Genomic DNA, 20,943 nt, shown 5'->3' with positions numbered 1-20,943 from the left:
CCACGCTAACGGAGGCCGCCGACGCACGGAGGTGCCCGATGTCACGGCCGAGCATGACCGATGTCACACGGCACGGGTGGCACGCCGGCACTACCCGTCGTCCGCCCGGCACGAGATCGTCGAGGTCATGACGAACTCCACCGACACCACGCCCCGACCGGCCGTCGCGCCCGGCTCCGCCGAGCGCGGCGACGCCGTCATCTCGACGCACGGCCTCCGCTGTTCGTACGGCTCGTTCACCGCCGTCGACGGCCTCGACCTGACCGTCCACCGCGGCGAGCTGTACGCGCTCCTCGGCACGAACGGTGCCGGCAAGACCACCACGCTCGAGGTGCTCGAAGGGCATCGCACGGCCGACGCGGGCCGGGTCGAGGTGCTCGGCGGTGATCCGACCGACCGGGGGCGCATCCGACCGCGCATCGGCACGATGTTGCAGGACTCGGGCCTCGCCCCCGAGCTCACCGTGCGCGAGAGCGTCCAGCTGTCGGGCGCCGTCTCGGGTCGCGACGACGACGTCGACCGCGTGCTCGGCCTCGTCGGCGTGGACCACAAGGCCTCGGCCCGGGTCGCACGGCTCTCGGGCGGCGAGCGGCGGCGGGTCGACTTCGCCGCGGCCGTCTGGGGCACGCCCGAGCTGGTCTTCCTCGACGAACCCACCACGGGGCTCGACCCCGCGGCACGGGACGCGCTCTGGGCCGTGGTCGCCGGACTCCGGGAGGCGGGGGTCACCTTCGTCCTGACCACCCACTACCTCGAGGAAGCCGCCGAGAACGCCGACCGCATCGGTCTGATGCACCGCGGGCGCATCCGCCGCGAAGGGACCGTCGCCGACCTCACCGCCGGCAGCACGACCTCCATCCGCTTCGTCGCCCCCGGCCCGCTGGACGGCCTCCCGCTGCAGGTCGCCCGGACCGAGAACGACCTCGTCGTGATCGAGACCGACGACGCCCAGCGCGACCTCGGGGCGTTGCTCGGCTGGGCGGCCGACGCCGATCGCCCGTTGGCCCGTCTCACGGTGCACGAGTCGGGACTCGACGACGTGTTCCGCGACCTCGGCCGCGCCTCCTGACCGTCGACCGACCCCGGTCTCCGCTCCCCACGCCCCTCTCCGAAAGGACATCCCATGACCACCGTGACCCGTCCCTCCCCCACCCGGTCGGCAGGCTCGCGTCGTCGTTCCGGCCCGCTCGCCATCGCCCTCGCCGAACTGCGCATGCTCGTGCGCAACCGCACCGTCGCCCTCTGCGCCCTGCTGCTGCCCCTCGGCTTCGGGGCCCTCACCTACGCCTTCGACTCGTACGGCACGGCCGGCATGCTCGCCGGCGTGCAGATCATCGGCATGGTGGGCCTCGGCGTCTACGTCACCGCGACGACCACCCTCGCGGCCCGTCGTCAGTCCCTGTACCTGAAGCGGTTGCGCAGCGGGTCCGTCGGCGACGCGGGCATCATCGCCGGGCTCGTGCTGCCCGTCGTGGCGGTCAGCGTCGCGCAACTCGTCGTCGTGCTCGGCGTGCTCGCGCTCCGCGAGCCCCCGGTGCACGCCGGGCTGTTGATCGTGGCCGTCCTGGTCGCCGAGGCCATGTTCGCCGGCTTCGCCCTGGCCACGGCCGGGTTCAGCACCTCGCCCGAGCACGCCCAGTACACGACCATGCCGCTCTACCTGATCACGCTCGGGGTGGCGATCTGGTGGACGGTCACGGGTGCCGACGACCTGCTCTGGCTCAAGCGCATCCTGCCCGGGGGCGGACTGATGGAACTGATCACCCTCGCCTGGAACGGCGGCGACCTGTCACTCGTGTCCGTGCTGCTGGCTCCGACGCTGGTCTGGGCCGCCCTCGGGGCCCTCGCGGCCACGAAGGCCTTCCGGTGGGAACCCCGGCGCTGAGCGGCCCCGACCTCGTCCCGAGGGCCGATGCGGCCTCGTCAGGGTCGATGCGGCTTCGTCAGGGTCGACGCGGCTTCGTCAGGGCCGACGCGGCTTCGTCAGGGCCGACGCGGCTTCGTCAGGGCCGACGCGGCTTCGTCAGGGCCGACGCGGCTTCGTCAGGGCCGACGCGGCTAGGTCAAGGCCGACGCGGCCGGGCGACGGCGGGCACGCCCACCGCGACCGACCCGGCCGGGACGTCCTTGGTCACGACCGCGTTGGCCCCGACGACGCTGCCGCTGCCCACCGTGACGCCGCCGAGCACGGCGGCCCCGGCACCGATCATCACGCCGTCACCGACGGTGGGGTGCCGGCGGCCGAGCGCGCCTCCTCGTCCCTTGCCCCCGAGGGTCACTCCGTGGAAGATCGTGCAGTCGTCACCGACGACCGCGGTCTCGCCGATCACCACGCCCATGCCGTGGTCGATGAACAGGCGGGCCCCGAGGCGGGCCCCGGGGTGGATCTCGACGCCGGTCAGCGATCGGACCATCTGCGACAGCAGGCGGGCGGCGAACCGCGATCCGAGGAGGCGCGGTGCCGGCCCCGCACGCCACAGTCGCGAGGTCACGCGGTGCGCCCACACCGCGTGCAGGCCCGAGTAGACGAGGGCGGTCTCGAGGCGCCCTCGGGCAGCCGGGTCACGCCTCCGGACGGTGTCGAGGTCCTCGCGGAGGCGCGCGACCAACCGCACCCTAGGCGTCCGCGAGGTCCTGGAACAGCACGGTCGACAGGTAACGCTCTCCGGTGTCGCAGACGATGGCGACGATGCGCTTGCCGGCGTTCTCGGGTCGCTTCGCGATCTCGAGCGCGGCGTGGATGATCGCCCCCGACGAGATGCCCGAGAGGATGCCTTCCTTCGTGGCGAGGTCGCGCGCGACGCGCAGGGCGTCGTCGAGCTGCACGGGGAACACCTCGTCGATCTGCGAGCGGTCGAGCACCTCGGGCACGAAGTTCGCCCCGATGCCCTGGATCTTGTGCGGGCCGGCCTTGCCCTCGCTCAGCAGGGGCGAGTCGGCGGGCTCGACCGCGACGACCTTCACACCGGGGACCTTCTCGTGCAGCACCTGACCGACGCCCGTGATGGTGCCGCCGGTCCCGACGCCCGCCACGAAGAAGTCGATCTTCCCGTCGGTGTCGCGCAGGATCTCGGGCGCGGTCGTGCGGCGGTGGATCTCGGCGTTGGCCTGCGTCTCGAACTGCTGGGCCCAGATCGCGTTCTCGGTCTCGGCGGCGATCTGCTTGGCGCGTTCGACGGCGCCCTTCATGCCCTCGGGTCCGGGGGTCAGGACGATCGTCGCGCCGTAGGCCTTCATGACGGTGCGTCGTTCGACGCTCATCGTCTCGGGCATCGTGACGATCACCCGGTAGCCGCGGGCGGCGCCGACCAGGGCCAGCGAGATGCCCGTGTTGCCGCTCGAGCCCTCGACGATCGTGCCGCCGGGCTTCAGGTCACCGGAGGCCTCGGCCCCGTCGACGATGGCGACGCCGAGACGGTCCTTCACGCTGGCACCCGGGTTGTAGAACTCGAGCTTGGCCAGCACCTCGGCCCCGCCCTCGGCGGGCAGCGAGTTGAGCTTGACGAGCGGGGTGTTGCCGAAGGCCGAGGTGATGTCGGCGTGGATTCCGGGCATGCGCGGGTCTCTTCCGTGAACGGGGGTCTGTGCGGACGGATCGATGCTCATCTTAGGCAGCCGTCCTGCACCGTCCCCCTGTGTGTCCCCGAGCGACGTGTGCGTCCCCCGCCGCCTGCCACCCCACCGCCGCCGTCCCGCCGCGCCACCCCGCCACCCCGCCACCCCGCCACCCCGCCACCCCGCCACCCCGCCACCCCGCCACCCCGCCACGATGTAAAGATTCCGCCACACAATTCGATGGTGTTGTGTTTACTTCGTGGCGGCGTGCTTCGTGGCGGCGTGCTTCGTGGCGGCGTGCGTCGTTCCGGCGCCGCCCCGCCCCGGCCCCGTCCGGCCCAGCCCCGCGCATCGCCCGTCACGACCGACGCCGCAACGGCACACCGAGATCTCGCATGATCTGCGCGAGTGGCGCGCGCTCGCGGACGTCGTCGGCGTCGCACCGGCCGATGCGCGTCACCTGGCCCGTGCGCATCAGCCGCCTCTCGCGTGCCTTCTCGGCCTTCACCACCGCCGACGGCGTCAGCCCGCCCCGGACCGCCTCGTGGTCGTACTTGACCTTGCCGTCGAACTCGAGCACCGAGCTGCCGAAGACGAAGTCGCACCGCCCCGCGAGTCCCTGTGCGTCGTGGAACTCGACCTGCAGTCCCGGGGGCGGGGCCCCGAGCTCGTGCAACGCGATGCGACAGAGCGATTCGCCTCCGTTCTCGGACCACGGCGAGGCGAAGGCGACCACGCGTCGAGCGGCCTCCGCCCCCCGCTTTCCCGTCGCACTGCCGAGGCGCGCGCCCAGCTCGTGCCGGGCGCCGTTCGCCGCGCGTTCGACCCGGGCTCGATGTTCTTCGTAGCCGTCCTGAGGACGCGGGTCCCGCCAGCCGAAGCACCCTGCCCCGACCGCCGCGCGCCGGAGGACCCCGTCGGTGCACAGCACCCCGTCGGCGAACGAACGACCTCGGGCGATGTCGATCGCCGTCCGCGCCTCGGACGTGGTCAGCACCCCGTCGACCTCGACGACGTCCCCGGCATCCGTCGAGCCCGGATGTCGGACCACGCGCTCGCTCGTCCGCACCCGATCCCGACGGGGGTCCAGGACGTGCACCCGCGTTCCCGCGCCCCGGACGGACGGCAGCCCGTGGACGGCGACGGCCGACTCGTGCGACACGACGGTGCCCGGCGGCAACCCGGCCAGGACGGCGCGCACCCTGACCAGCTGCCGGTGCCGCGCCGAGAGACGCGTCCAGTCCTCGCTGGGCACGTACGCACCGGGATGCACCCGGACGACGAGGCCCCGTCGGGTGTCACGTCTGAGCGCTTCGGCCTCGCGACTGTGGGTGCCGTGGGTCGACACGAAGGTGATGGCGGGCAGCGGTTCCGACGACATGCCCCGAGCGTCGCGCACCCATTCTTGGTCCGCTCGTGCGCGCTCGTGGCCTGTGGAGGCATCACGCCGTCCAACGTCTGTGCCGGAGGTGTCGCCGACACCGCTGCGTGCATCACCCCGCCACGAGATAAACAACCCGCCACACGTTTACGTGGCGGGTTGTTTACTTCGTGGCGGGGTGCGGCAGCGGCGCGGCGGCGGCGGCGCGGCGACAGCGCAGGAGGCGCAGCGCGGGACTACGCGCCCGTCACCTTCCCGGGGTTGAACACGCGCCCCGGGTCGGCCGAGTCGAACAGCCCCTGCATGACGGCCACGCCCTCGGGCGAGACATCCTGCGCGAGCCACGGCTGGTGCTCGAGCCCGACGCCGTGGTGGTGCGAGACGGTCGCCCCGGTGTCGATGAACGCCTGCTGGATGGCGTGCTTGACCACGTCGTACTCGGCCTCGGCGTCGTCACCGTGCTCGAAGGCGAAGGTGAAGTACAGGCACGCGCCCGAGTGGTACGAGTGCGACAGGTGGCCCATGATCCAGCCCTGCTTGCCGATGCTGTCGAAGGCCTGGTTCGCCGCGGCGTAGACGCGCGACGACACGAGGCGCAGCTTCGACCAGGGGGCGGCGGTCTCGGAGACGTCCGCCGCGCCTCCGTGGTCCATGAAGAAGTCGCGCAGGTAGGGCGTGTCGAACTTCTTCTGGTCGTAGAGCTTGCCCGGTCCCTTGCCGACGCTCATGCCCTTGTTCGCCTTGACGATCTTGGCGACGGCCTTCTGGGTGTGGGCGACGTGCTCGGGGCTGCCCTCGTAGCCGATGAACGACAGGCACATCGCGTCGACGTCCCAGCCCTTGGCCTTCAGGATGGTCGGCAGCAGGTCGGTGACCTTCTGCGAGATGCCCTTGCCCGGCTTCGACGTGGCGAACGAGAAGGCGGTCTCGTGTGCGTCGCTGACGCGGGTGACCGACGGGCTCACGTCGCTCTCGGCGATGGCCTGCATGGCGGCGAGGCCGTCGTGCCACGACGGGAACAGGTAGGCGAGGATCTCGCGCTTCTCGGGCAGGCGGTGCACCTGGGCGGTGACCTCGGTGATGACGCCGAGACGTCCCTCGCTGCCGATGATCATCTCGCGCAGCGACGGACCCGTCGACGCGCTCGGCACGGCGCGGATCGAGAGCACGCCGCCGGGGCGCACGACCCGCAGCCCCTTGGTGATGTCGGCGATGTCGCCGTACTTGTCGCTCTGCATGCCCGACGAGCGGGTGGCGACCCAGCCGCCCATGGTCGAGTGGGTGAAGCTGTCCGGGAAGTGTCCGAGGGTCCACCCGCGGGCGTTGAGCTGCTCCTCGAGGTCTGGGCCCTGACCGCCGGCCTGGATGCGCGCCAGTCCGCCGTCCTCGTCGATGCCGAGCACCTTGTCGAGCCGGCCCATGTCGAGCGAGACGATCGTGCGCTCCTCCGCGGGCAGCGGTTCGAGGCTGCCGACGATGTTGCTGCCGCCGCCGAAGGGGATGAGGACGAGGTCGCTCGCGACGGCCAGGTCGACGATGCGCTGGATCTCGTCCTCGTCGGCCGGGTACACGACGACGTCGGGCACCCGGTCGAGACGTCCGGCGCGGATGCGGATCAGGTCGCGGATGCTCTTGCCGTAAGTGTGGACGACCCGGTCGTGGTCGTCGGTGACGACCTGGCCGTCGCCCACGATCTGCACGAGCGAGTCGAGCACCTCGGTGCCGACCCGGGACGAGGGGACGTCGAGGTCGTCGAACGAGAGGCCGGTGTCGTGCCCCTGGGACAGCTCGACGCCCACGATCTTCTTGACGAAGGGGGCGAAGGCGGGCTTGTCGTCGTGGTGGAAGGCGACGCCCTCGACGCCCCAGCCCCACCACTTCATGTGCTTGACGCCGTCGACGGCAGGACTCTTCTTCTGTTGGACGTCGGTCACGGGCGTTCTCCTTCGAGCGGGTCTGACGGGCCCAGGATGCGGGCGGTGTTGGCGTCCTTCAGACGCAGGATCTCGGTGCGCACGCGCGTCGAGAAGTCGGTGACGGACTCGCCGTCGTGGGGCCGCATCGGGTCGCCGAACGCGACTCCGACGGGCAGTCGGCCGGGCCGGGGCCAGCTGCGGCCGCGCGGTTGGGCGATGTTGGCCCCGATCAGCGCGAGCGGCACGACCGGCACGCCGCAGGCCGAGGCGAGGGCGGCGGCGCCGGGCTTGAAGGCGGCGACGGTGCCGTCCTTCGAGCGGGTGCCCTCGGGGAACACCAGCACGGGGTAGCCGCGCTGCAGCAGCGATCGAGCACTGACCGTGGGCTGCCCCTGGCGCCCGCGGGCGGCCGCCTTGGCCGCGGCGCGTCGGCGGGCCGAGCTCTGCGGCGTCGACCCCGCCGACGCACCGGACGAGGAGGCGCGGGTCGCGTCGACCGCGGAGGCCGGGGTCCCCGAGCCCCGCTGCACCGGGAACGCGTTGAAGAACAGTTCGGTCAGCTGACGCCGCCAGGGCACGTCGAAGAAGTAGTCGGCCGCGGCGCCCGTGGCCAGGTAGCGCGCGAGCTTGCGCGGCAGGGCACCGAGGATGAGCGGGGCGTCCAGGTGGCTCGAGTGGTTCGCGACGACGATGAAGCCCCCGGTGAGGCCCTCGACCCGGTCGCGGTCGATGACCGTCACGTCGGTGATCGACCAGATCGTCGGCTTGAGCACCATGCGCTGCGCGACGTAGCGGGCCATCGCGTGTCGCCGCGAGCTGAAGCGGTCGCGGACGTCGCTCGCGACGTCACCGGCACGCTGGGCGACGCCACCGGCCCGCTGGGCGACGTCCCCGGCTCGCTGGGCGACGTCGGCCCTGACGTCGTCGACCCGCTGGGCCACGGCGTCGAGGCGGGCGTGGTCGCGGCGTCGTTCTCCGTCGTCCTTCACGCTCACTGCCCCACCGGCTTGCGGCGGCTCGACGAGATCGCGCCGGACGCGGCCCGGACGGCGCCCTTGGGGGCGTGCCGGACCAATCCCATCAGCACCTTGTACCGAAGCGTGGGCATGGAGATCACCTTGCCTTTGTCGACGTCGCGCAGACAGGCGACCACGAGTTGTTCGGTGCTGAGCCACAGGGCGTTGGGTATGGACGACGACTTTATGCCGGCACGCTGATGGAACTCCGTCCGCACCCAGCCCGGCAGGAGGGCCGTGACGCCCACGCCGGTGCCCTTGAGCTCGACCGAGAGACCCTCGCTGTACGAGGTCACCCACGCCTTGATCGCCGAGTAGCTGCCCATGGCCATCAGCCCCGCGGTGCTCGACACGTTGACGATGCGACCGCGGCCGCGCTCGCGCATGGACCTCGCCGCCGCACCCGAGAGCACGAGCACGGCCCGGCACATGACCTCGAACGCGAGGTCGTGCGCGGCGACGTCGGTGGAGGTCAGCGGGGTGTGCATGCCGAAACCGGCATTGTTCACCAGCAGGTCGACGGGGCGGGTCGGATCGGCCAGCCGCTCGGCCACCCGGTCGACGTCGCGACGGTCCCCGAGGTCGGCCGCGAGCACCTCGACGTCACGGCCGAGCGCGCGCAGGGCGGTCGCCGTCTCGTCGAGTCGGGTGAGGTCACGAGCGACCAGGACGATGTCCCAGCCGCGCATGGAGAGTTGGCGGGCGAATTCGGCTCCGATGCCGGACGTGCCCCCGGTGACGAGCGCTACAGCCATGCCGCTTACGATACGGTGCTGAGAGCAGACTGCGCGCATCGAGACACGTTCGAGGCCCTTCTCGCCTCGTCCACTTCTGCCCCGGAGGACCCCCTGTCATGACGACCAGAGATGCCCCGCGCGCCGACCCCGACTTCGACATCCGCGAGTTCACCAAGACGGCCCAGGGCAACTGGCGCCCCGACCTCGACCTGTCCGGCTTCGCCGACCGCCCCCTGGGCCCCGACGCCCTGCGCCTCGTCCGCCATCTCGGGCGTCTCGAGAGCGCCACGATGGAGAACCTGCGCAACCTCCTGGTGACGGCCACCCACAAGGACACTCGGGTCACCGCGTTCCTCGTGACGTGGGCGTTCGAGAAGTTCTGGCTGGCCGACGCCCTCGACGCCGTCCTCGAGGCCCACGGCGAGCCCCGCAACCGCGACGTGACCGAGGGGCCCAAGCGGCACGCCGCCTCCGAGGCCGTCGAGCGCCGTGGCCCGATCACCCGGGCCCTCCAGGCCATCACCGTCGGCTCCCCCATCGTCGCCGTGCACACGACGACGGGGGCCGTCGACGAATGGGTGCTCCGAGAGGCATACGACCGCCTCGACGAGCTCGCGGCACACCCCACGCTGACCACCGTGATCGACCGGGCGAGGGTCGTGAAGGGTCGTCACGAGCAGTTCTTCGCGAGCGAGGCCGACTGGCGCCTGCGCGACTCGCGCCGGTCGGTGAAGATGACCCGCGCCTCCCTGCTGACGGCCGTCTGGCCGATCGGCGCCGTCGAGCGCGCCGACTCCGAGCGCACCTTCTTCGACGCCACCGTCTTCGGCGGGGCCGAGGGCCACCTGCGCGCCGACCGCGTGGGCGCGCAGGTCGCCGACCTGCCGGGCCTGGACGCCTCCGTCGGGGCGGCCGTGACCAGAAAGCTGACCGCATGAGCTCCACCCCCGGCCTCGCGCTGCCCGACCAGACCCCGGGCGCCACCCGAGTCGACCTCGGCGGCTCGCACGTCCTGCTCACCGGCGGCACCGGCTTCGTCGGCCAGGCGATCCTCGAGCGTCTGCTCTCGTCGCACCCCGGCACGACGGTCACGCTCCTCATCCGACCGAAGGCCGGCACCTCGGCCGAGGGGCGTCTGCGGCACCTGCTGAAGAAGCCGGTCTTCGCCTCGTGGCGCGAGGCCGTCGGGGCCGAGGGCGTCGAGAAGGCCCTCGCCGAGCGGCTCCGGGTGATCGAGAGCGGCCTGGGCGACCTGCCCGACCTGCCCGACGACCTCGACGTCGTCATCCACAGCGCGTCCACGGTGTCGTTCGACCCGCCGATCGACCAGGCCTTCGAGACCAACGTCGGCGGGGCGGTCGGGCTCTACGAGGCCCTGCGGAAGACGGGCACCGACCCGCACGTCGTGCACGTGTCGACCGCCTACGTCGGCGGCATCCGCAAGGGCGTGTTCCCCGAGGCGTCGCTCGGCCACACCGTCGACTGGCGTGTCGAGCGCGCCGCCGCCGCCGACGCCCGCGCCCGGGTCGAGGCCGCCTCCCGCCAGCCCGAGACGCTTCGCACCTTCCTCGCCCAGGGTCGTGCGGCGCACGGCAAGACCGGTCCGCAGGCGGTCGCCACGGCCGCAGAAGACGCCCGCGTCGCCTGGGTCAAGGCCCGTCTCGTCGACTACGGACGCACCCGGGCCGAGACGCTCGGCTGGACCGACGTCTACACGCTGACCAAGGCCTTCGCCGAGCGCGCCGCCGAAGAGCTCTGGGCCGAGGCCGGGCACCGCCTGTCGGTCGTCCGACCGGCGATCGTCGAGAGCGCCCACCGGCACCCCTACCCCGGCTGGATCGACGGCTTCAAGGTCGCCGACCCGCTGATCATGTCGTACGCCCGCGGGCTGCTGCCCGAGTTCCCCGGCGTGCCCGACAGCGTGCTCGACGTGATCCCGGTCGACTACGTCGTCAACGTCATCCTCACCGTCGCGGCGAACCCGGTCGAGGCCGGCAGCCCCCAGTACTTCCACGCCAGCTCGGGCGGCAGCAACCCGTTCTCGATCCTGCGCATGTTCGAGAACCTCAAGGCGTTCTTCACGGCCAACCCGCTGCCCCGCGACGAGCACTCGTCGATCGAGGCGCCGCACTGGAACTTCCCAGGCGTGCGCAAGGTCGAGGGCGCCATCCGCACCGCGAACCGCGTCAACGACGTCCGCGAGGCCGTGCTCACGCGACTGCCGAGCACGCTGCGCACCCGGACGGCGCTGGCCGGGGTCCAGACGCGGCGGGCCGACCTCGAGTCGCTGCAGAGCCTCACCGACCTCTACCGCCACTACGTGCAGTCCGAGATCATCTTCGACGACCGACGCACCCGGGCCCTGCACGCCGGACTCCCCGCGGGCTCGCCCGCGGACATCGGCTTCGACGTGACCGACGTCGACTGGGAGGCCTACTTCCAAGAAGTGCACTTCCCGTCCATCACCTCGATGACCCGGGCGTTCTCGGTGCGACCCGCCGCGTCGGCCGCCGTCGCCGACACGCGGGCCCTGCCGCCGCGCGACGACGTCGTGGCCGTGTTCGACCTCGAGGGCACGGTGCTCGACAGCAACATCGTCGAGCAGTACCTCTGGGTGCGCTCGGCCGGGTTCCGCAAGGCCGCCTGGCCCGGCGAGGTCGCCAGCCTGCTCACCTCGCTGCCGCGCTACCTCCGGGCCGAGGGTCGCGACCGCGGCGAGTTCATCCGCACGTTCTCCCGACGGTACGAGGGCATGCCCGTCGCGCGGCTCTCGGGAGTGGTCCGGTCACGCGGCTACGCCGACACGGTCCTGCGCCACACCCTCCCCGACGCGCTCGCCCGACTGGCCGAGCACCGTGCCGCCGGGCACCGCACGGTACTGGTCACGGGCTCGATCGACACCCTGACGACTCCCCTGGCACACCTCTTCGACGACGTCGTCGCCAGCACGATGCACCAGCGCAGCGGCGTCTACACGGGTTACCTCGCACAGCCTCCGCTGGTCGACGAGGCCCGTGCCGCCTGGCTGCGCCAGTACGCCCAGGCGAACGACATCGATCTCTCGGGGTCGTACGGTTATGGTGACTCGTTCGCCGACCTCGCCTGGCTCGAGATGGTCGGCCACCCGAACGCGGTCAACCCCGACAGCAATCTGGCACGCGAGGCGCTCCGAAGAAGATGGAGCATCCGCGATTGGACTCGCAGCGGCCCCCACGGCAGAAGCGGCACCAGCACCACGAGCGGCACCAGCAGCACCACAGCGAAAGGAGACGGAGGCAGGGCCTGAGCCCGCGCCTCCTGACATCACATGGCCTTCGACATCGACAAGTTCGCCGCGACCTCCGAACGCCTGAGCTGGGACGACCTCGACCTCGACCACTTCCGGAAGAACCCGCTCTCGGCCGACTCGCTGCGGACGCTGCGCTACATGGCCGACGTCGAGTACCACACGGTCTGCTACACCCGTGACCTGCTCACGACTCCTTCTCACAAGGAGAACGAGATGACCACGTTCATGACGATGTGGAACCGCGAGGAGTTCTGGCACGGCGAGGCCCTCGCCGCGATTCTCGAGGTCCACGGCATCACGGTCGACTACGACCAGCTCCGCGCGAACCGGCTCAAGCTCGGCTGGCGTGAGCGCCTCGACCCGGTCAAGCAGGGTCTGCTCGGCAAGATCGTCGGCTCCGACTTCGTCGCCGTCCACATGTCGTGGGGCGCGGCCAACGAGTACTCGGCCGTGTCGGCGTACAAGCGCATGGCCGAGCTCGAACAGGACCCGGTCCTCGCCGAGTTGCTGAAGCGCATCGCCAAGCAAGAGGCCCGCCACGTCGCGTTCTACGTCTCGCAGGCCCGTGAGCGTCTGCTCGCGAGCAAGAAGGCGCAGAAGCTGACGCGGTTCCTGTTGTCGAAGGTCTGGGCCCCGGTCGGCTCGTCCATCATGGAGGTCGACGACGTCAAGTTCGTCTTCGGCCAGCTGATGAGCGGCGAAGAGGGCCGCAAGGCCGCCGTCAAGCTCGACCAGAACATCTCGAACCTGCCGGGCATGAGCGGTCTGACGATCTTCCAGAAGGCCCTCGACGGCCTGGGCATCCGTGCGGACTCGGTCGGCGGCTCCTCCGCCGGTTCGGTCGCCACGGCGTGAAGACCAGCCACCTGAGGCACTTCCTGGTCGCGGCCGACGTGCTGCACTTCCCGGTGGCGGCCGACAAGCTCGGCATCTCGCGCCAGAAGCTCGAATCGTCGATCGAGGCCCTCGAGCTCGAGTTCGGTGCGAAGCTGTTCGACCGCGACGTCACGCCGTACCGGTTGACCAAGGCCGGCAAGGCGGCGGTGGTCGTCGCCGAGGACGAACTGGCGAGTCCTTCCACCCCGACCCCGCCGCCACCCCCGCCGGCCGGCGGCAAGGCCAAGGCGTCCAAGGGCAAGGGCCGTACGCCCGCCGTCAAGGGCCAGCCCAAGCCGTTCAAGAAGCGCCAGGGCCGCTAGCAACGCCGGAGGCGGGCCGCCCGACCGCCACCGCATCACACCACACCACGAAGTGGACGCGGCACCGCGTTTTCTCCTGGTGCGGTGTCCACTTCGTGGCGGAGTGCGCCTCATGGCGAGATGGTCAGTTCGTGGCGGCGTCGGGCCCGACCGTGGCGAACCAGTCCGCGTACCGCGTGTTCCGTGCCATGCGGCGGGTCTCGTCGGGGGCGTCGTCGTCCCACCACACCGGGCCGCGTTCGCCGAGCGACGTCTTCGCGGCGTCGACCCGGGCCCGGGCGTCCTCGACGGCGGCAGCGTCGTCGGCGGCCAGCGCCGTCTTCGTCGCGCGCCGCGCCTCCATCAGGTCGTGGACCAAGGAGGCGCGGGTCGCCTCGTCGAGGCGAGGATCGGTCCGGCGCCACAGCCGGCCGCGGACCACGAGGTACCGGCCGTCGGGCGTGACCAGGGGTTCGGCGCTCATCCGTCGCGTCGGTGACGCTGCACGAGGGAGTGCAGGAGGGGAAAGCTCCGGGTCACGGTCTGCCAGAGGGTCTCACGGTCGAGGCGATCGTAGTGATGGACGACGAAGTCGCGATTCTTGGCGGCGAGTGAGAACTCGACCTCGTGGAACCTCCTGCCGTCGTACGCGACCAAGCGCTTGCTCAGGTCACCGGCCCGGTTGGCCAGCGCCTCGAACGCCAACGGAAGCGCAGGGTCGCCGTCGAACGCCTCGCGACCACGGGACACGAGCTCGGCCGAGGCCGCCAGGGTCGCGTCGAGGTCGACCAGCCAACGTTCGGCGCGGTCCGGAGAGGGGTTCACACGGGCACCGCTTGTGTCAGGATCTCGCGGTCGGCCTCGGGGTCGAGCCCCCGCCGGGACACGACGTCGACCGGACGCTGGAACACGGCTTCCATGTCGATCTCGAACTGCGCGAAGTCGAAGTAGGTCGCCTCGGCCCCCGGATCGACCAGGAGGTCGATGTCACTGTCGTCGGTCTCGGTCCCGCGAGCGACCGACCCGAAGACGCTGACGGCGTCGATGTGGCTCAGGCCCGCGAGGCGCCGGACGAGACCGGCACGCGAGGTGATCTCGTCCAGCAGCGAAACGCCCTCTCGACCAGACGGGGGACGCTCGGACATCTCGACGAAACGGCTCCACGGCACGATGACGACCTCGGGGCGGCGGTGCGGCCCCACGGCAACGGCCGGACGGTCGGGGTCGAGCCGGAAGTCCCTCATGAGGCGGCTGAAGCCGCTGCGGGCATCAGCCACGGCGAGGACGTCGGCGCTTCGGATGGAGGTCTCCATGGAGACGATGCTAGCGCGGAGCCCCTCATCGTGTACATCTTTCTGTACATCTGCTCTCAGGCCCGCGCGACGGCCTGCCTCGCGAGCTCGCGCTGCACGCTGAGGGCGAGCTCGCGCAGCATGACGAGGTCGACGCTCTCGACCGTGCGGGGCTCGGGGTCGGCGACGCAGAGCGCTCCGATGCGCACGCCCTCGGGGCTCTCGACCGGGTAGCCGGCGTAGAACCGCGCCGGCGCCTCGACGCCGAACCGTTCGTCGGCCCAGGCGTCCTCGACGATGAACGGCTGGCCGCCGGCGACCGTGTGGGCGCAGAACGAGAGCGCCATGGGCAGCTCGCGGTCGCCGCCCCCGGCGAGGGCCTTGTTCCAGTGTCGGTCGGCGGTGACGAGGGAGAACGCGGCCCCGCTCGCGCCGAGCAGGGTCCGCGCCCGTTCGACGATGTCGTCGAAGCGTTCTTCGGGGTCGGTGTCGAGGAGGCCCAATGCCCTGATCGCCTCCACGCGGTCGACCTCGGCCTGAGGGGCGTGCCGGCGCGCCCGGGCCACGCCGCCGCCGGCGGACATCTGCGCGTCGAGCATGGGCGCGAGCATCTCGGCCTGCGCCTCGCCCCAGCGGGCGTACTTGGCGATCAGCTTGTCCCGGTCGTCGTGGCCCGAGAGCGGCGACGGAGGCATGAGCACGTGCACCCGGGGGTGGGTCGAGCAGACGTCCCGGATGGTCTCGTTCAGCTCGGCCGCGTGTCGGTCGACGAGGCCCCCGCCGGCGATGCGGAACACCGTCACCTCGCTGGGCGACTGGACGCCCGTGACGAGCACGGGACTGCTCGCGCCCCCGGTCTCGGTCTCGATGTGCACGAGCAGGTCGACGAACGCGCGCCGCCACTTCGTGACGTCGGTCATGGCGAGGGCGTCGTTGATGCCCGTCACCACGACCACGGCGTCGTAGCGCGTGAGGTCACGGTGTCCGAGCACCCGCCGGGCGGACACCGTCCCCATCGAGGGGTCGGCCACGACGTCGACGTCGACCCCGCGACCCGTGGCCTGCGAGACGGCCCGCGCGAGGTGACCCGCGAGCCCCAGGTCGTGGCTGCGGACGCCCCACCCGACGGCGGGCCCGCTGCCGAACAGCAGCACGCGATCGGGGCTGACGCCGGGAGCGTGCGTCCGGGCGACGCTCTCGGGCCTGGGCAGCCCGAGGCGTCGGTCGAACCAGCGATTGCGCTGGCGGATCATCCCGCGCACGAGCGGGCTGACGAAACGGTTCATGCCGGGTTCCTCCCACAGCGGTGGCCTGATCGACGAGGGCTCCGCGTGGTGAGGGCCGAGCGGTGTCCCTCCATGCTCTCGCCCGGGTACCGGGCGGGACAGCCCCAGGTCGGGGGCCGCCGGACGGTGCGTCCCTCAGACCGCGCGGGGGGCGTCCGACCCCGGCGGCGGCTGGGCGAGCAACCGCGCGAGGTCCACGTCGACGAGATCACGGAGGCGCTGGTCGCGTTCGTCGGGATACGCCGGGTCGACCGCCTCGACGGCCGACACCTTCGTGACGATCGCGGCCCCGACGTCGCCCCAGGCCCGGTCGACCGCCGCCGCGACGATGTCGCGCACGAAGTCGTCGTCGGACTGCAGCTCGTCCAGCCGGTCGGCCACGGCCGTGTAGGTCTTCTCCCGGAACCAGAGGGTGTCGTCGTCCCCGCGCCGGTAGTCGTGCTGGTGTCGCGACCGGCCCTTGGCCTTGAGGGCCTTCGCCCGTTCGCCGCCGATCCGTTCGTTCTGCTCGCGTTGTTCCGCCGCGAGGCGACCGAGGATGGTGCGCACGGCCTCGCGGGTGCGCTCGTGGTCGAAGTGCTCGTCATCGCGGAGGGCACGGATGACGATCGAGTTGGCCACCGAGACGACGGCGGCCGCACGCGAGATGAGCACCCCTTCTGCGACGGCGCGCTCGAGGGCGGCGGGATCGGGCGTCGCCGGCTCGGAGGGGGCCCCGCGCGTCTTGCCGAACTTCATCGCGCCTCTCTCTCGACCGGGTGGGCGCCGGAGCGCCGGGTGACGGACCGACGATGGCCCGACGTCCCATTAAAGACCCACGGCGGGGTCCGTCGCCCCGGGGTGGGACGACGGACCCCGCCGCGACGGAGACGACGGATCAGGCCGTGGCGGCCAGGGCCGACGAGGTCTCGCGGACGAAGTCGTCGAGGTCGCCGGGGTCACGCGACGTGACGAGCGTGAAGCCCTGCTCGACGTCGGTCACCACCGAACGGTCGACCCAGCTGCCGCCGGCGTTGCGGACGTCGGTCTGCAGCGACGCATAGGAGGTGAGCTCCTTGCCCGTCACGAGGCCGGCCTCGATGAGCGCCCACGGGCCGTGGCAGATCGCCGCGATCGGCTTGCCCGCCGTGGCGAAGGCCTTCACCAGGTCGACGGCGTCGCTCTCGGTGCGGAGGGTGTCCGCGTTGATGGTGCCGCCGGGAACGAGCAGGAGGTCGTGGTCGGCGGCGTCGACCTCGGCGATGGTCGTGTCGGGGCGGACGGTCTGCCCCGGGTCCTTGTCGCCGACGAGCGTCTGGATCGGCTCGGTGGAGACGCCGGCGACGACGACGGTGGCGCCCTGCTCGCGCAGCTTCGCGACGGGGACGACGAGCTCGTCCTGCTCGACGCCGTAGTTCGTGACGATCGCGAGAACGCGGCGTCCGGTGAGTTCGGTGCTTGCCATGGTGATGCTCCTCTCGGGGCCGGTCGGGGCCCGGTGTACGACGCCTCCCGTCTACGCGGGCGGGCTGGGTCGTGGCTGGCCCGGTGTACCCCACCCGCGCCTCCGGACCGCGGCCCCTCCCGATCAGCTGGCCAGGAGCGCCCTGGCGGTCCCCTCGTCGAGGATGAGGTCGGTGACCAGGCCCGCGGCGAGAGCACCGCGGACGCTGACCACCTTGGCCTCCCCCGCGACGACGCAGACGCGACGCGGCGCGCGTCGGATGGTCGCCAGGTCGGGCCCGGTCGCGCGCCGGTTGAGCTCGATGTCGGCCGACGAGCCGTCCTCGCGGAAGAACACGGTCGCGACGTCGCCCACCACGTGGTCGTGGGCCAGGCTGTCGTGGTCGCTCTGCTCGAGGTAACCACCCGAATAGACGTGGCTCGGCACGTGTGCCTCGCGCGAGCCGACGCCGAAGACGACGAGGTCCATGGCGCCCTGCAGCGAGAGGACGCGTCGGGTGCTGCGCTCCCGCCACAGGGCGCTCTTGGTGGCGGGGTCGTCGAAGAACGCGGGCACGGGGAACTGCTGGATCAGGGCGCCGTACGCGTGGCCGAACCGACGCAGGATCTCGCTGGCGTACTCGATGCCGGTCGTGCGGGTGTTCGCCGCACCGTTGAGCTGGACGAAGACGGTGTTGTGCGTGGTCTTGGGCACCAGGTACCGGCTGACCGCACTGACGGTGGAGCCCCAGGCGACGCCGACGACCATGTTCGAGTCGACGTACTGGGTGAGCGTTCGTGCAGCCGACAGCGCGACCCGGTCGAGCCGGTCGACGTCGCTCGTCTGGTCGGGCACCGGGACCACGTGCGCGACCACGCCGAACCGCCGGTGCAGCCCGTCGCCCACGGCCGTCGGCTGGTCGAGCGGGGACTTGATCTGGATGTCGACGAGGCCCGTCTCGCGTGCCGCCTTCAGGAGGCGCGACACCGACGAGCGGGACGTCTGCAGTTCGTGCGCGATCGCCTCCATCGTGAGGTCCTGCATGTAGTAGAGGTGCGCGGCGCGCAGGGCCTCCTGCGTGCGTTCGGACGTGTCGCCAGCGACCAAGGGGACCTCCTTGCACGTTCGTGCAGATACGTTGCACCTTGTGTGCATCGGGACGACGATGAATCTACCGGCCCGCAGGACGAGTCGGTCACCACCACCTGACATCGCATCTCGAAAGAAGCAGTGACCATGTCGAAGAAGACAGACTCGATCCGTCCCAACGTGCAGCGCATCGTCGACCGCCCGACGGCACAGGTGCTCGTCGTCGGCGGTGGCATCAACGGCATCGCGACCTTCCGCGACCTCGCCCTCCAGGGCGTCGACGTCGTGCTCGTCGAACGGGCCGACTACGCGTCCGGCGCGTCCGCCGCGTCGTCCCACATGATCCACGGCGGCATCCGATACCTCGAGAACGGCGAGTTCCGTCTCGTCCGCGAGAGCGTCGAAGAGCGCAACGGCCTGCTGAAGATCGCCCCGCACTACGTCAAGCCGCTGCAGACCACGATGCCGATCTTCTCGACGTTCAGCGGCATCATGAACGCCCCCTTGCGCATGCTGACGCACAAGCAGCGCTCCACGAAGGAGCGCGGCGCACTGCTGATCAAGGTCGGCATGACCATGTACGACTCGTTCTCGCGTGACGGCGGCTCGGTGCCCCGTCACAAGTTCCTCGGTCGCAAGAAGGCGCTGGCCGAGATGCCGCACCTCAACAAGGCCCTCAAGTACACGGGCACCTACTACGACGCGTCGGTGCACGAGCCCGAGCGCCTCGCGCTCGACGTGCTGAAGGACGGCCTGGCCGCCGGCGACAACGCCCGCAGCGCCAACTACCTCGAGGCCGTCGGGACCGCCGACGGCGGCGTGACCCTGCGCGACGTCGTCAGCGGGACCGAGTTCACGGTGAAGGCCGGCGTCGTCATCAACGCGTCGGGCCCCTGGACCGACCTCACCAACAAGGCCTTCGGCGCCGAGTCTCAGTACATGGGCGGCACCAAGGGGTCGCACATCGTCGTCGACAGCCCCGAGTTGCTCGAGGCCACGAACGGTCGCGAGATCTTCTTCGAGAACAACGACGGCCGCATCGTCCTGATCTACCCGCTCAAGGGTCGCGTGCTCATCGGCACGACCGACCTCGAGGCCGACATGGCCGAGCCGGCCGTCTGCACCGAAGAAGAGGTCGACTACTTCTTCGACCTGGTGAAGCACGTCTACCCCGACATCGAGCTCACCCGCGACCACATCGTCTACCGCTACTCGGGCGTCCGCCCCCTGCCCAAGCACGACGACCTCGCCGCGGGCTTCGTGTCGCGCGACTACCGCATCGTCGAGACCGAGGTCGCCGAGCTGCCCGGCACGGCCGTTCTCAGCCTGGTCGGCGGCAAGTGGACCACCTTCCGTGCCCTGTCGGCGCACCTCTCGACCGAGGCGACGACGAAGCTCGGCGTGAAGCGCACGGTCGACACCACCGGCATGGCGATCGGCGGCGGCAAGGGCTTCCCCACCACCGAGGGCGCCCGCACCACCTGGGTCGCGGCCCACGCCGACGGGCTCGACCGTGACCAGGTCGACCGTCTGCTCACCCGCTACGGCACCCGCGCCTCCGACGTCATCGAAGTGCTGCTCGACCAGCCGTCGCAGGCCCTCGAGGCCGACTCGACGCTGACCACGGCCGAGATCGCCTACTTCGCCGAGCACGAGGACGCCGTCCACCTGGCCGACGTCGTCCTGCGCCGCACGAACCTCGCGTTCGTCGGGGGCGTCACCATCGAGTTGCTCACCGAGATCGCGGACGTCATGGCCCGCTCGCTCGGATGGACGACCGAGCAGCGCGACGACGAGATCGAGCAGACCCTGACGACCCTGCGCGACTCGCACGGCGTCGAGGTCCACTCGCAGCACGTGCCTGCGGCGGCCCCCGCCGCGGCGACGAACTGACGACACCGACCCGATCGAGAAGCCCCGCCCCTCCCTCCGAGGGGCGGGGCTTCGTCGTCGTCGCCGGGGATCTCGTGACCTGACATTGACATGTCGACTTCGCTGCCCATCGGGCAAAATGTGACGTTTCCGTATTAGGATGCTGGCCGGGCAGACGCCCGTGAGGATCTAGGAGGCCGCATGCCGATTCCCGTCACTCCCCCTGCCGCCGAACGACAGCTGCTGCGCGACACGGTCCGCAGCCGCATCCGTGACGCGATCATCGACGGCACGCTCGAACCGGGCGAACGCCTGCACGACGACGAGCTGATCGCCTGGCTGCAGGTGTCGCGCACCCCGATCCGCGAGGCACTCGGCGACCTCGTGCGCGCCGGCCTCGTCGAGATGGCACCGAACCGCTACACGAAGGTCGCGACGCCGAAGGCCGAAGAAGCCGTCCAGGCGGTCCAGACCCTGGGCGTGCTCTTCGGCGGCGCCGTCCGGCTGGCCGTCCCGAACCTGCCGGACGCCGTCAAGCGAGAGATCGTGCGGGCCATCGACGTCTGCCTCGGCGACCTCGACCGTGAAGACGCCCCGGCTCTGAACGCCCACGCCATCGCGCTGTTCTCGACCTACGTCGACCACTGCGGCAATCCGTCACTGGTCAAGGTCTGCACCGACGTCACCGACGGCCTCGCCTACAAACTGCGCGTGCCGAACATCGTGCAGGTGCTGCAGTGGGACTCGATGGCCGACTCGTTCGCCGCCCTGCGCGAGGCGACCGAGGCCGGTGACCCCATCGCCGCCGAACTCGCCGCCGAGGACCTGCACGCCCTGCCCGGCCAGCGCCCCGTCGCCTGAGCGGGCGGGCGCGGCCGACCGGGCGGGCGGGCGCGGCCGACCTAGCGG

21 protein-coding genes are annotated in these 20,943 nt (G+C 71.3%); 8 read left to right on the top strand and 13 right to left on the bottom strand.

Annotated elements, in window-relative coordinates; translation table 11 throughout:
- Nucleotides 1-127 precede the first annotated feature (127 nt).
- Both IFT36_RS08380 and IFT36_RS08375 read left to right on the top strand, forming a co-directional pair.
- Complete coding sequence (locus IFT36_RS08380) at nucleotides 128-1,069, top strand: ABC transporter ATP-binding protein (protein WP_200412868.1); 942 nt, start codon at nucleotides 128-130, stop codon at nucleotides 1,067-1,069.
- Nucleotides 1,070-1,123: 54 nt separating this feature from the next.
- Nucleotides 1,124-1,885: an ABC transporter permease gene (locus tag IFT36_RS08375; protein WP_200412867.1), complete on the top strand. Its 762-nt coding sequence runs from the start codon at nucleotides 1,124-1,126 to the stop codon at nucleotides 1,883-1,885.
- Nucleotides 1,886-2,063: 178 nt separating this feature from the next.
- Here IFT36_RS08375 and epsC read toward each other — a convergent pair whose 3' ends face one another.
- The 6 genes from epsC to IFT36_RS08345 form a co-directional block, all read right to left on the bottom strand.
- A complete protein-coding gene (gene epsC, locus IFT36_RS08370; RefSeq protein WP_123570644.1) occupies nucleotides 2,064-2,615 on the bottom strand; it encodes a serine O-acetyltransferase EpsC in 552 nt (183 codons plus the stop codon).
- A gap of 1 nt (nucleotide 2,616) precedes the next feature.
- Nucleotides 2,617-3,555: a cysteine synthase A gene (cysK, locus tag IFT36_RS08365; RefSeq protein ID WP_200412866.1), complete on the bottom strand. Its 939-nt coding sequence runs from the start codon at nucleotides 3,553-3,555 to the stop codon at nucleotides 2,617-2,619.
- Nucleotides 3,556-3,913: 358 nt separating this feature from the next.
- The gene (locus tag IFT36_RS08360; protein ID WP_200412865.1) at nucleotides 3,914-4,936 is read right to left on the bottom strand and encodes a hypothetical protein; all 1,023 of its coding nucleotides are present in this window, start codon (nucleotides 4,934-4,936) and stop codon (nucleotides 3,914-3,916) included.
- A gap of 236 nt (nucleotides 4,937-5,172) precedes the next feature.
- Entirely contained in the window at nucleotides 5,173-6,870 is a 1,698-nt protein-coding gene (locus IFT36_RS08355; protein WP_307785066.1) for an FAD-binding oxidoreductase, read from the bottom strand.
- Complete coding sequence (locus tag IFT36_RS08350; protein WP_162234609.1) at nucleotides 6,867-7,847, bottom strand: lysophospholipid acyltransferase family protein; 981 nt, start codon at nucleotides 7,845-7,847, stop codon at nucleotides 6,867-6,869. Before IFT36_RS08350 ends, IFT36_RS08355 begins: the two co-directional genes overlap by 4 nt.
- The gene (locus IFT36_RS08345; RefSeq protein ID WP_056046842.1) at nucleotides 7,844-8,623 is read right to left on the bottom strand and encodes an SDR family NAD(P)-dependent oxidoreductase; all 780 of its coding nucleotides are present in this window, start codon (nucleotides 8,621-8,623) and stop codon (nucleotides 7,844-7,846) included. The genes IFT36_RS08350 and IFT36_RS08345 overlap by 4 nt, the downstream gene beginning before the upstream one ends.
- Nucleotides 8,624-8,721: 98 nt before the next feature.
- Here IFT36_RS08345 and IFT36_RS08340 point away from each other — a divergent pair, with 98 nt between their 5' ends.
- Genes IFT36_RS08340 through IFT36_RS08325 form a run of 4 tightly spaced genes read left to right on the top strand, consistent with a single transcriptional unit; the run spans nucleotide 8,722 to nucleotide 13,093 of the window.
- Nucleotides 8,722-9,543, top strand: a complete 822-nt coding sequence (locus tag IFT36_RS08340; RefSeq protein WP_173151616.1) for a hypothetical protein — start codon at nucleotides 8,722-8,724, stop codon at nucleotides 9,541-9,543.
- Nucleotides 9,540-11,891 carry an SDR family oxidoreductase gene (locus tag IFT36_RS08335; protein WP_123570649.1) on the top strand — a complete coding sequence of 784 codons (2,352 nt, stop codon included), beginning with the start codon at nucleotides 9,540-9,542 and terminating at the stop codon, nucleotides 11,889-11,891. The genes IFT36_RS08340 and IFT36_RS08335 overlap by 4 nt, the downstream gene beginning before the upstream one ends.
- A gap of 21 nt (nucleotides 11,892-11,912) precedes the next feature.
- Entirely contained in the window at nucleotides 11,913-12,749 is an 837-nt protein-coding gene (locus tag IFT36_RS08330; RefSeq protein ID WP_055970915.1) for a ferritin family protein, read from the top strand.
- The gene (locus IFT36_RS08325) at nucleotides 12,746-13,093 is read left to right on the top strand and encodes a helix-turn-helix domain-containing protein (RefSeq protein ID WP_043595703.1); all 348 of its coding nucleotides are present in this window, start codon (nucleotides 12,746-12,748) and stop codon (nucleotides 13,091-13,093) included. Before IFT36_RS08330 ends, IFT36_RS08325 begins: the two co-directional genes overlap by 4 nt.
- A gap of 124 nt (nucleotides 13,094-13,217) precedes the next feature.
- On the opposite strand, the gene IFT36_RS08320 is transcribed toward IFT36_RS08325, so the two are convergent.
- The 7 genes from IFT36_RS08320 to IFT36_RS08290 form a co-directional block, all read right to left on the bottom strand.
- The gene (locus IFT36_RS08320) at nucleotides 13,218-13,556 is read right to left on the bottom strand and encodes a hypothetical protein (RefSeq protein ID WP_200412864.1); all 339 of its coding nucleotides are present in this window, start codon (nucleotides 13,554-13,556) and stop codon (nucleotides 13,218-13,220) included.
- Nucleotides 13,553-13,897, bottom strand: coding sequence for a HepT-like ribonuclease domain-containing protein (locus IFT36_RS08315; RefSeq protein WP_200412863.1), 345 nt, complete (start codon nucleotides 13,895-13,897; stop codon nucleotides 13,553-13,555). The genes IFT36_RS08320 and IFT36_RS08315 overlap by 4 nt, the downstream gene beginning before the upstream one ends.
- A complete protein-coding gene (locus IFT36_RS08310) occupies nucleotides 13,894-14,385 on the bottom strand; it encodes a nucleotidyltransferase family protein (RefSeq protein WP_056046851.1) in 492 nt (163 codons plus the stop codon). Before IFT36_RS08310 ends, IFT36_RS08315 begins: the two co-directional genes overlap by 4 nt.
- Before the next feature lie 56 nt (nucleotides 14,386-14,441).
- Entirely contained in the window at nucleotides 14,442-15,650 is a 1,209-nt protein-coding gene (locus IFT36_RS08305; RefSeq protein ID WP_159825943.1) for a GAF domain-containing protein, read from the bottom strand.
- A 135-nt stretch (nucleotides 15,651-15,785) separates the two neighbouring features.
- Nucleotides 15,786-16,388, bottom strand: a complete 603-nt coding sequence (locus IFT36_RS08300) for a hypothetical protein (RefSeq protein WP_200412862.1) — start codon at nucleotides 16,386-16,388, stop codon at nucleotides 15,786-15,788.
- Nucleotides 16,389-16,527: 139 nt separating this feature from the next.
- Nucleotides 16,528-17,094: a type 1 glutamine amidotransferase domain-containing protein gene (locus tag IFT36_RS08295; RefSeq protein WP_123570651.1), complete on the bottom strand. Its 567-nt coding sequence runs from the start codon at nucleotides 17,092-17,094 to the stop codon at nucleotides 16,528-16,530.
- Between the two features lie 123 nt (nucleotides 17,095-17,217).
- Nucleotides 17,218-18,117, bottom strand: a complete 900-nt coding sequence (locus IFT36_RS08290; protein WP_236557075.1) for a sugar-binding transcriptional regulator — start codon at nucleotides 18,115-18,117, stop codon at nucleotides 17,218-17,220.
- A 192-nt stretch (nucleotides 18,118-18,309) separates the two neighbouring features.
- On the opposite strand from IFT36_RS08290, the gene IFT36_RS08285 reads away from it, so the two are divergent.
- Together IFT36_RS08285 and IFT36_RS08280 are read left to right on the top strand one after the other, a co-directional pair.
- Complete coding sequence (locus tag IFT36_RS08285) at nucleotides 18,310-20,055, top strand: glycerol-3-phosphate dehydrogenase/oxidase (protein WP_200412861.1); 1,746 nt, start codon at nucleotides 18,310-18,312, stop codon at nucleotides 20,053-20,055.
- A gap of 180 nt (nucleotides 20,056-20,235) precedes the next feature.
- Nucleotides 20,236-20,895: a GntR family transcriptional regulator gene (locus IFT36_RS08280; protein WP_056046860.1), complete on the top strand. Its 660-nt coding sequence runs from the start codon at nucleotides 20,236-20,238 to the stop codon at nucleotides 20,893-20,895.
- Nucleotides 20,896-20,943: the final 48 nt, after the last annotated feature.

The organism is Frigoribacterium sp. CFBP 13605, from assembly GCF_014839405.1.
Classification (GTDB): domain Bacteria; phylum Actinomycetota; class Actinomycetes; order Actinomycetales; family Microbacteriaceae; genus Frigoribacterium.
This window is presented reverse-complemented; position numbering and strand designations above follow the sequence as displayed.

Coding starts and splice junctions, on each gene's coding strand:
- IFT36_RS08305 (WP_159825943.1), bottom strand. CDS start 15,650: ATGAACCGTTTCGTCAGCCCGCTCGTGCGCGGGATGATCCGCCAGCGC.
- IFT36_RS08330 (WP_055970915.1), top strand. CDS start 11,913: ATGGCCTTCGACATCGACAAGTTCGCCGCGACCTCCGAACGCCTGAGC.
- IFT36_RS08295 (WP_123570651.1), bottom strand. CDS start 17,094: ATGGCAAGCACCGAACTCACCGGACGCCGCGTTCTCGCGATCGTCACG.
- IFT36_RS08280 (WP_056046860.1), top strand. CDS start 20,236: ATGCCGATTCCCGTCACTCCCCCTGCCGCCGAACGACAGCTGCTGCGC.
- IFT36_RS08290 (WP_236557075.1), bottom strand. CDS start 18,117: ATGCAGGACCTCACGATGGAGGCGATCGCGCACGAACTGCAGACGTCC.
- IFT36_RS08320 (WP_200412864.1), bottom strand. CDS start 13,556: ATGAGCGCCGAACCCCTGGTCACGCCCGACGGCCGGTACCTCGTGGTC.
- IFT36_RS08345 (WP_056046842.1), bottom strand. CDS start 8,623: ATGGCTGTAGCGCTCGTCACCGGGGGCACGTCCGGCATCGGAGCCGAA.
- IFT36_RS08380 (WP_200412868.1), top strand. CDS start 128: ATGACGAACTCCACCGACACCACGCCCCGACCGGCCGTCGCGCCCGGC.
- cysK (WP_200412866.1), bottom strand. CDS start 3,555: ATGCCCGGAATCCACGCCGACATCACCTCGGCCTTCGGCAACACCCCG.
- IFT36_RS08360 (WP_200412865.1), bottom strand. CDS start 4,936: ATGTCGTCGGAACCGCTGCCCGCCATCACCTTCGTGTCGACCCACGGC.
- IFT36_RS08335 (WP_123570649.1), top strand. CDS start 9,540: ATGAGCTCCACCCCCGGCCTCGCGCTGCCCGACCAGACCCCGGGCGCC.
- IFT36_RS08310 (WP_056046851.1), bottom strand. CDS start 14,385: ATGGAGACCTCCATCCGAAGCGCCGACGTCCTCGCCGTGGCTGATGCC.
- IFT36_RS08285 (WP_200412861.1), top strand. CDS start 18,310: ATGTCGAAGAAGACAGACTCGATCCGTCCCAACGTGCAGCGCATCGTC.
- IFT36_RS08375 (WP_200412867.1), top strand. CDS start 1,124: ATGACCACCGTGACCCGTCCCTCCCCCACCCGGTCGGCAGGCTCGCGT.
- IFT36_RS08300 (WP_200412862.1), bottom strand. CDS start 16,388: ATGAAGTTCGGCAAGACGCGCGGGGCCCCCTCCGAGCCGGCGACGCCC.
- IFT36_RS08340 (WP_173151616.1), top strand. CDS start 8,722: ATGACGACCAGAGATGCCCCGCGCGCCGACCCCGACTTCGACATCCGC.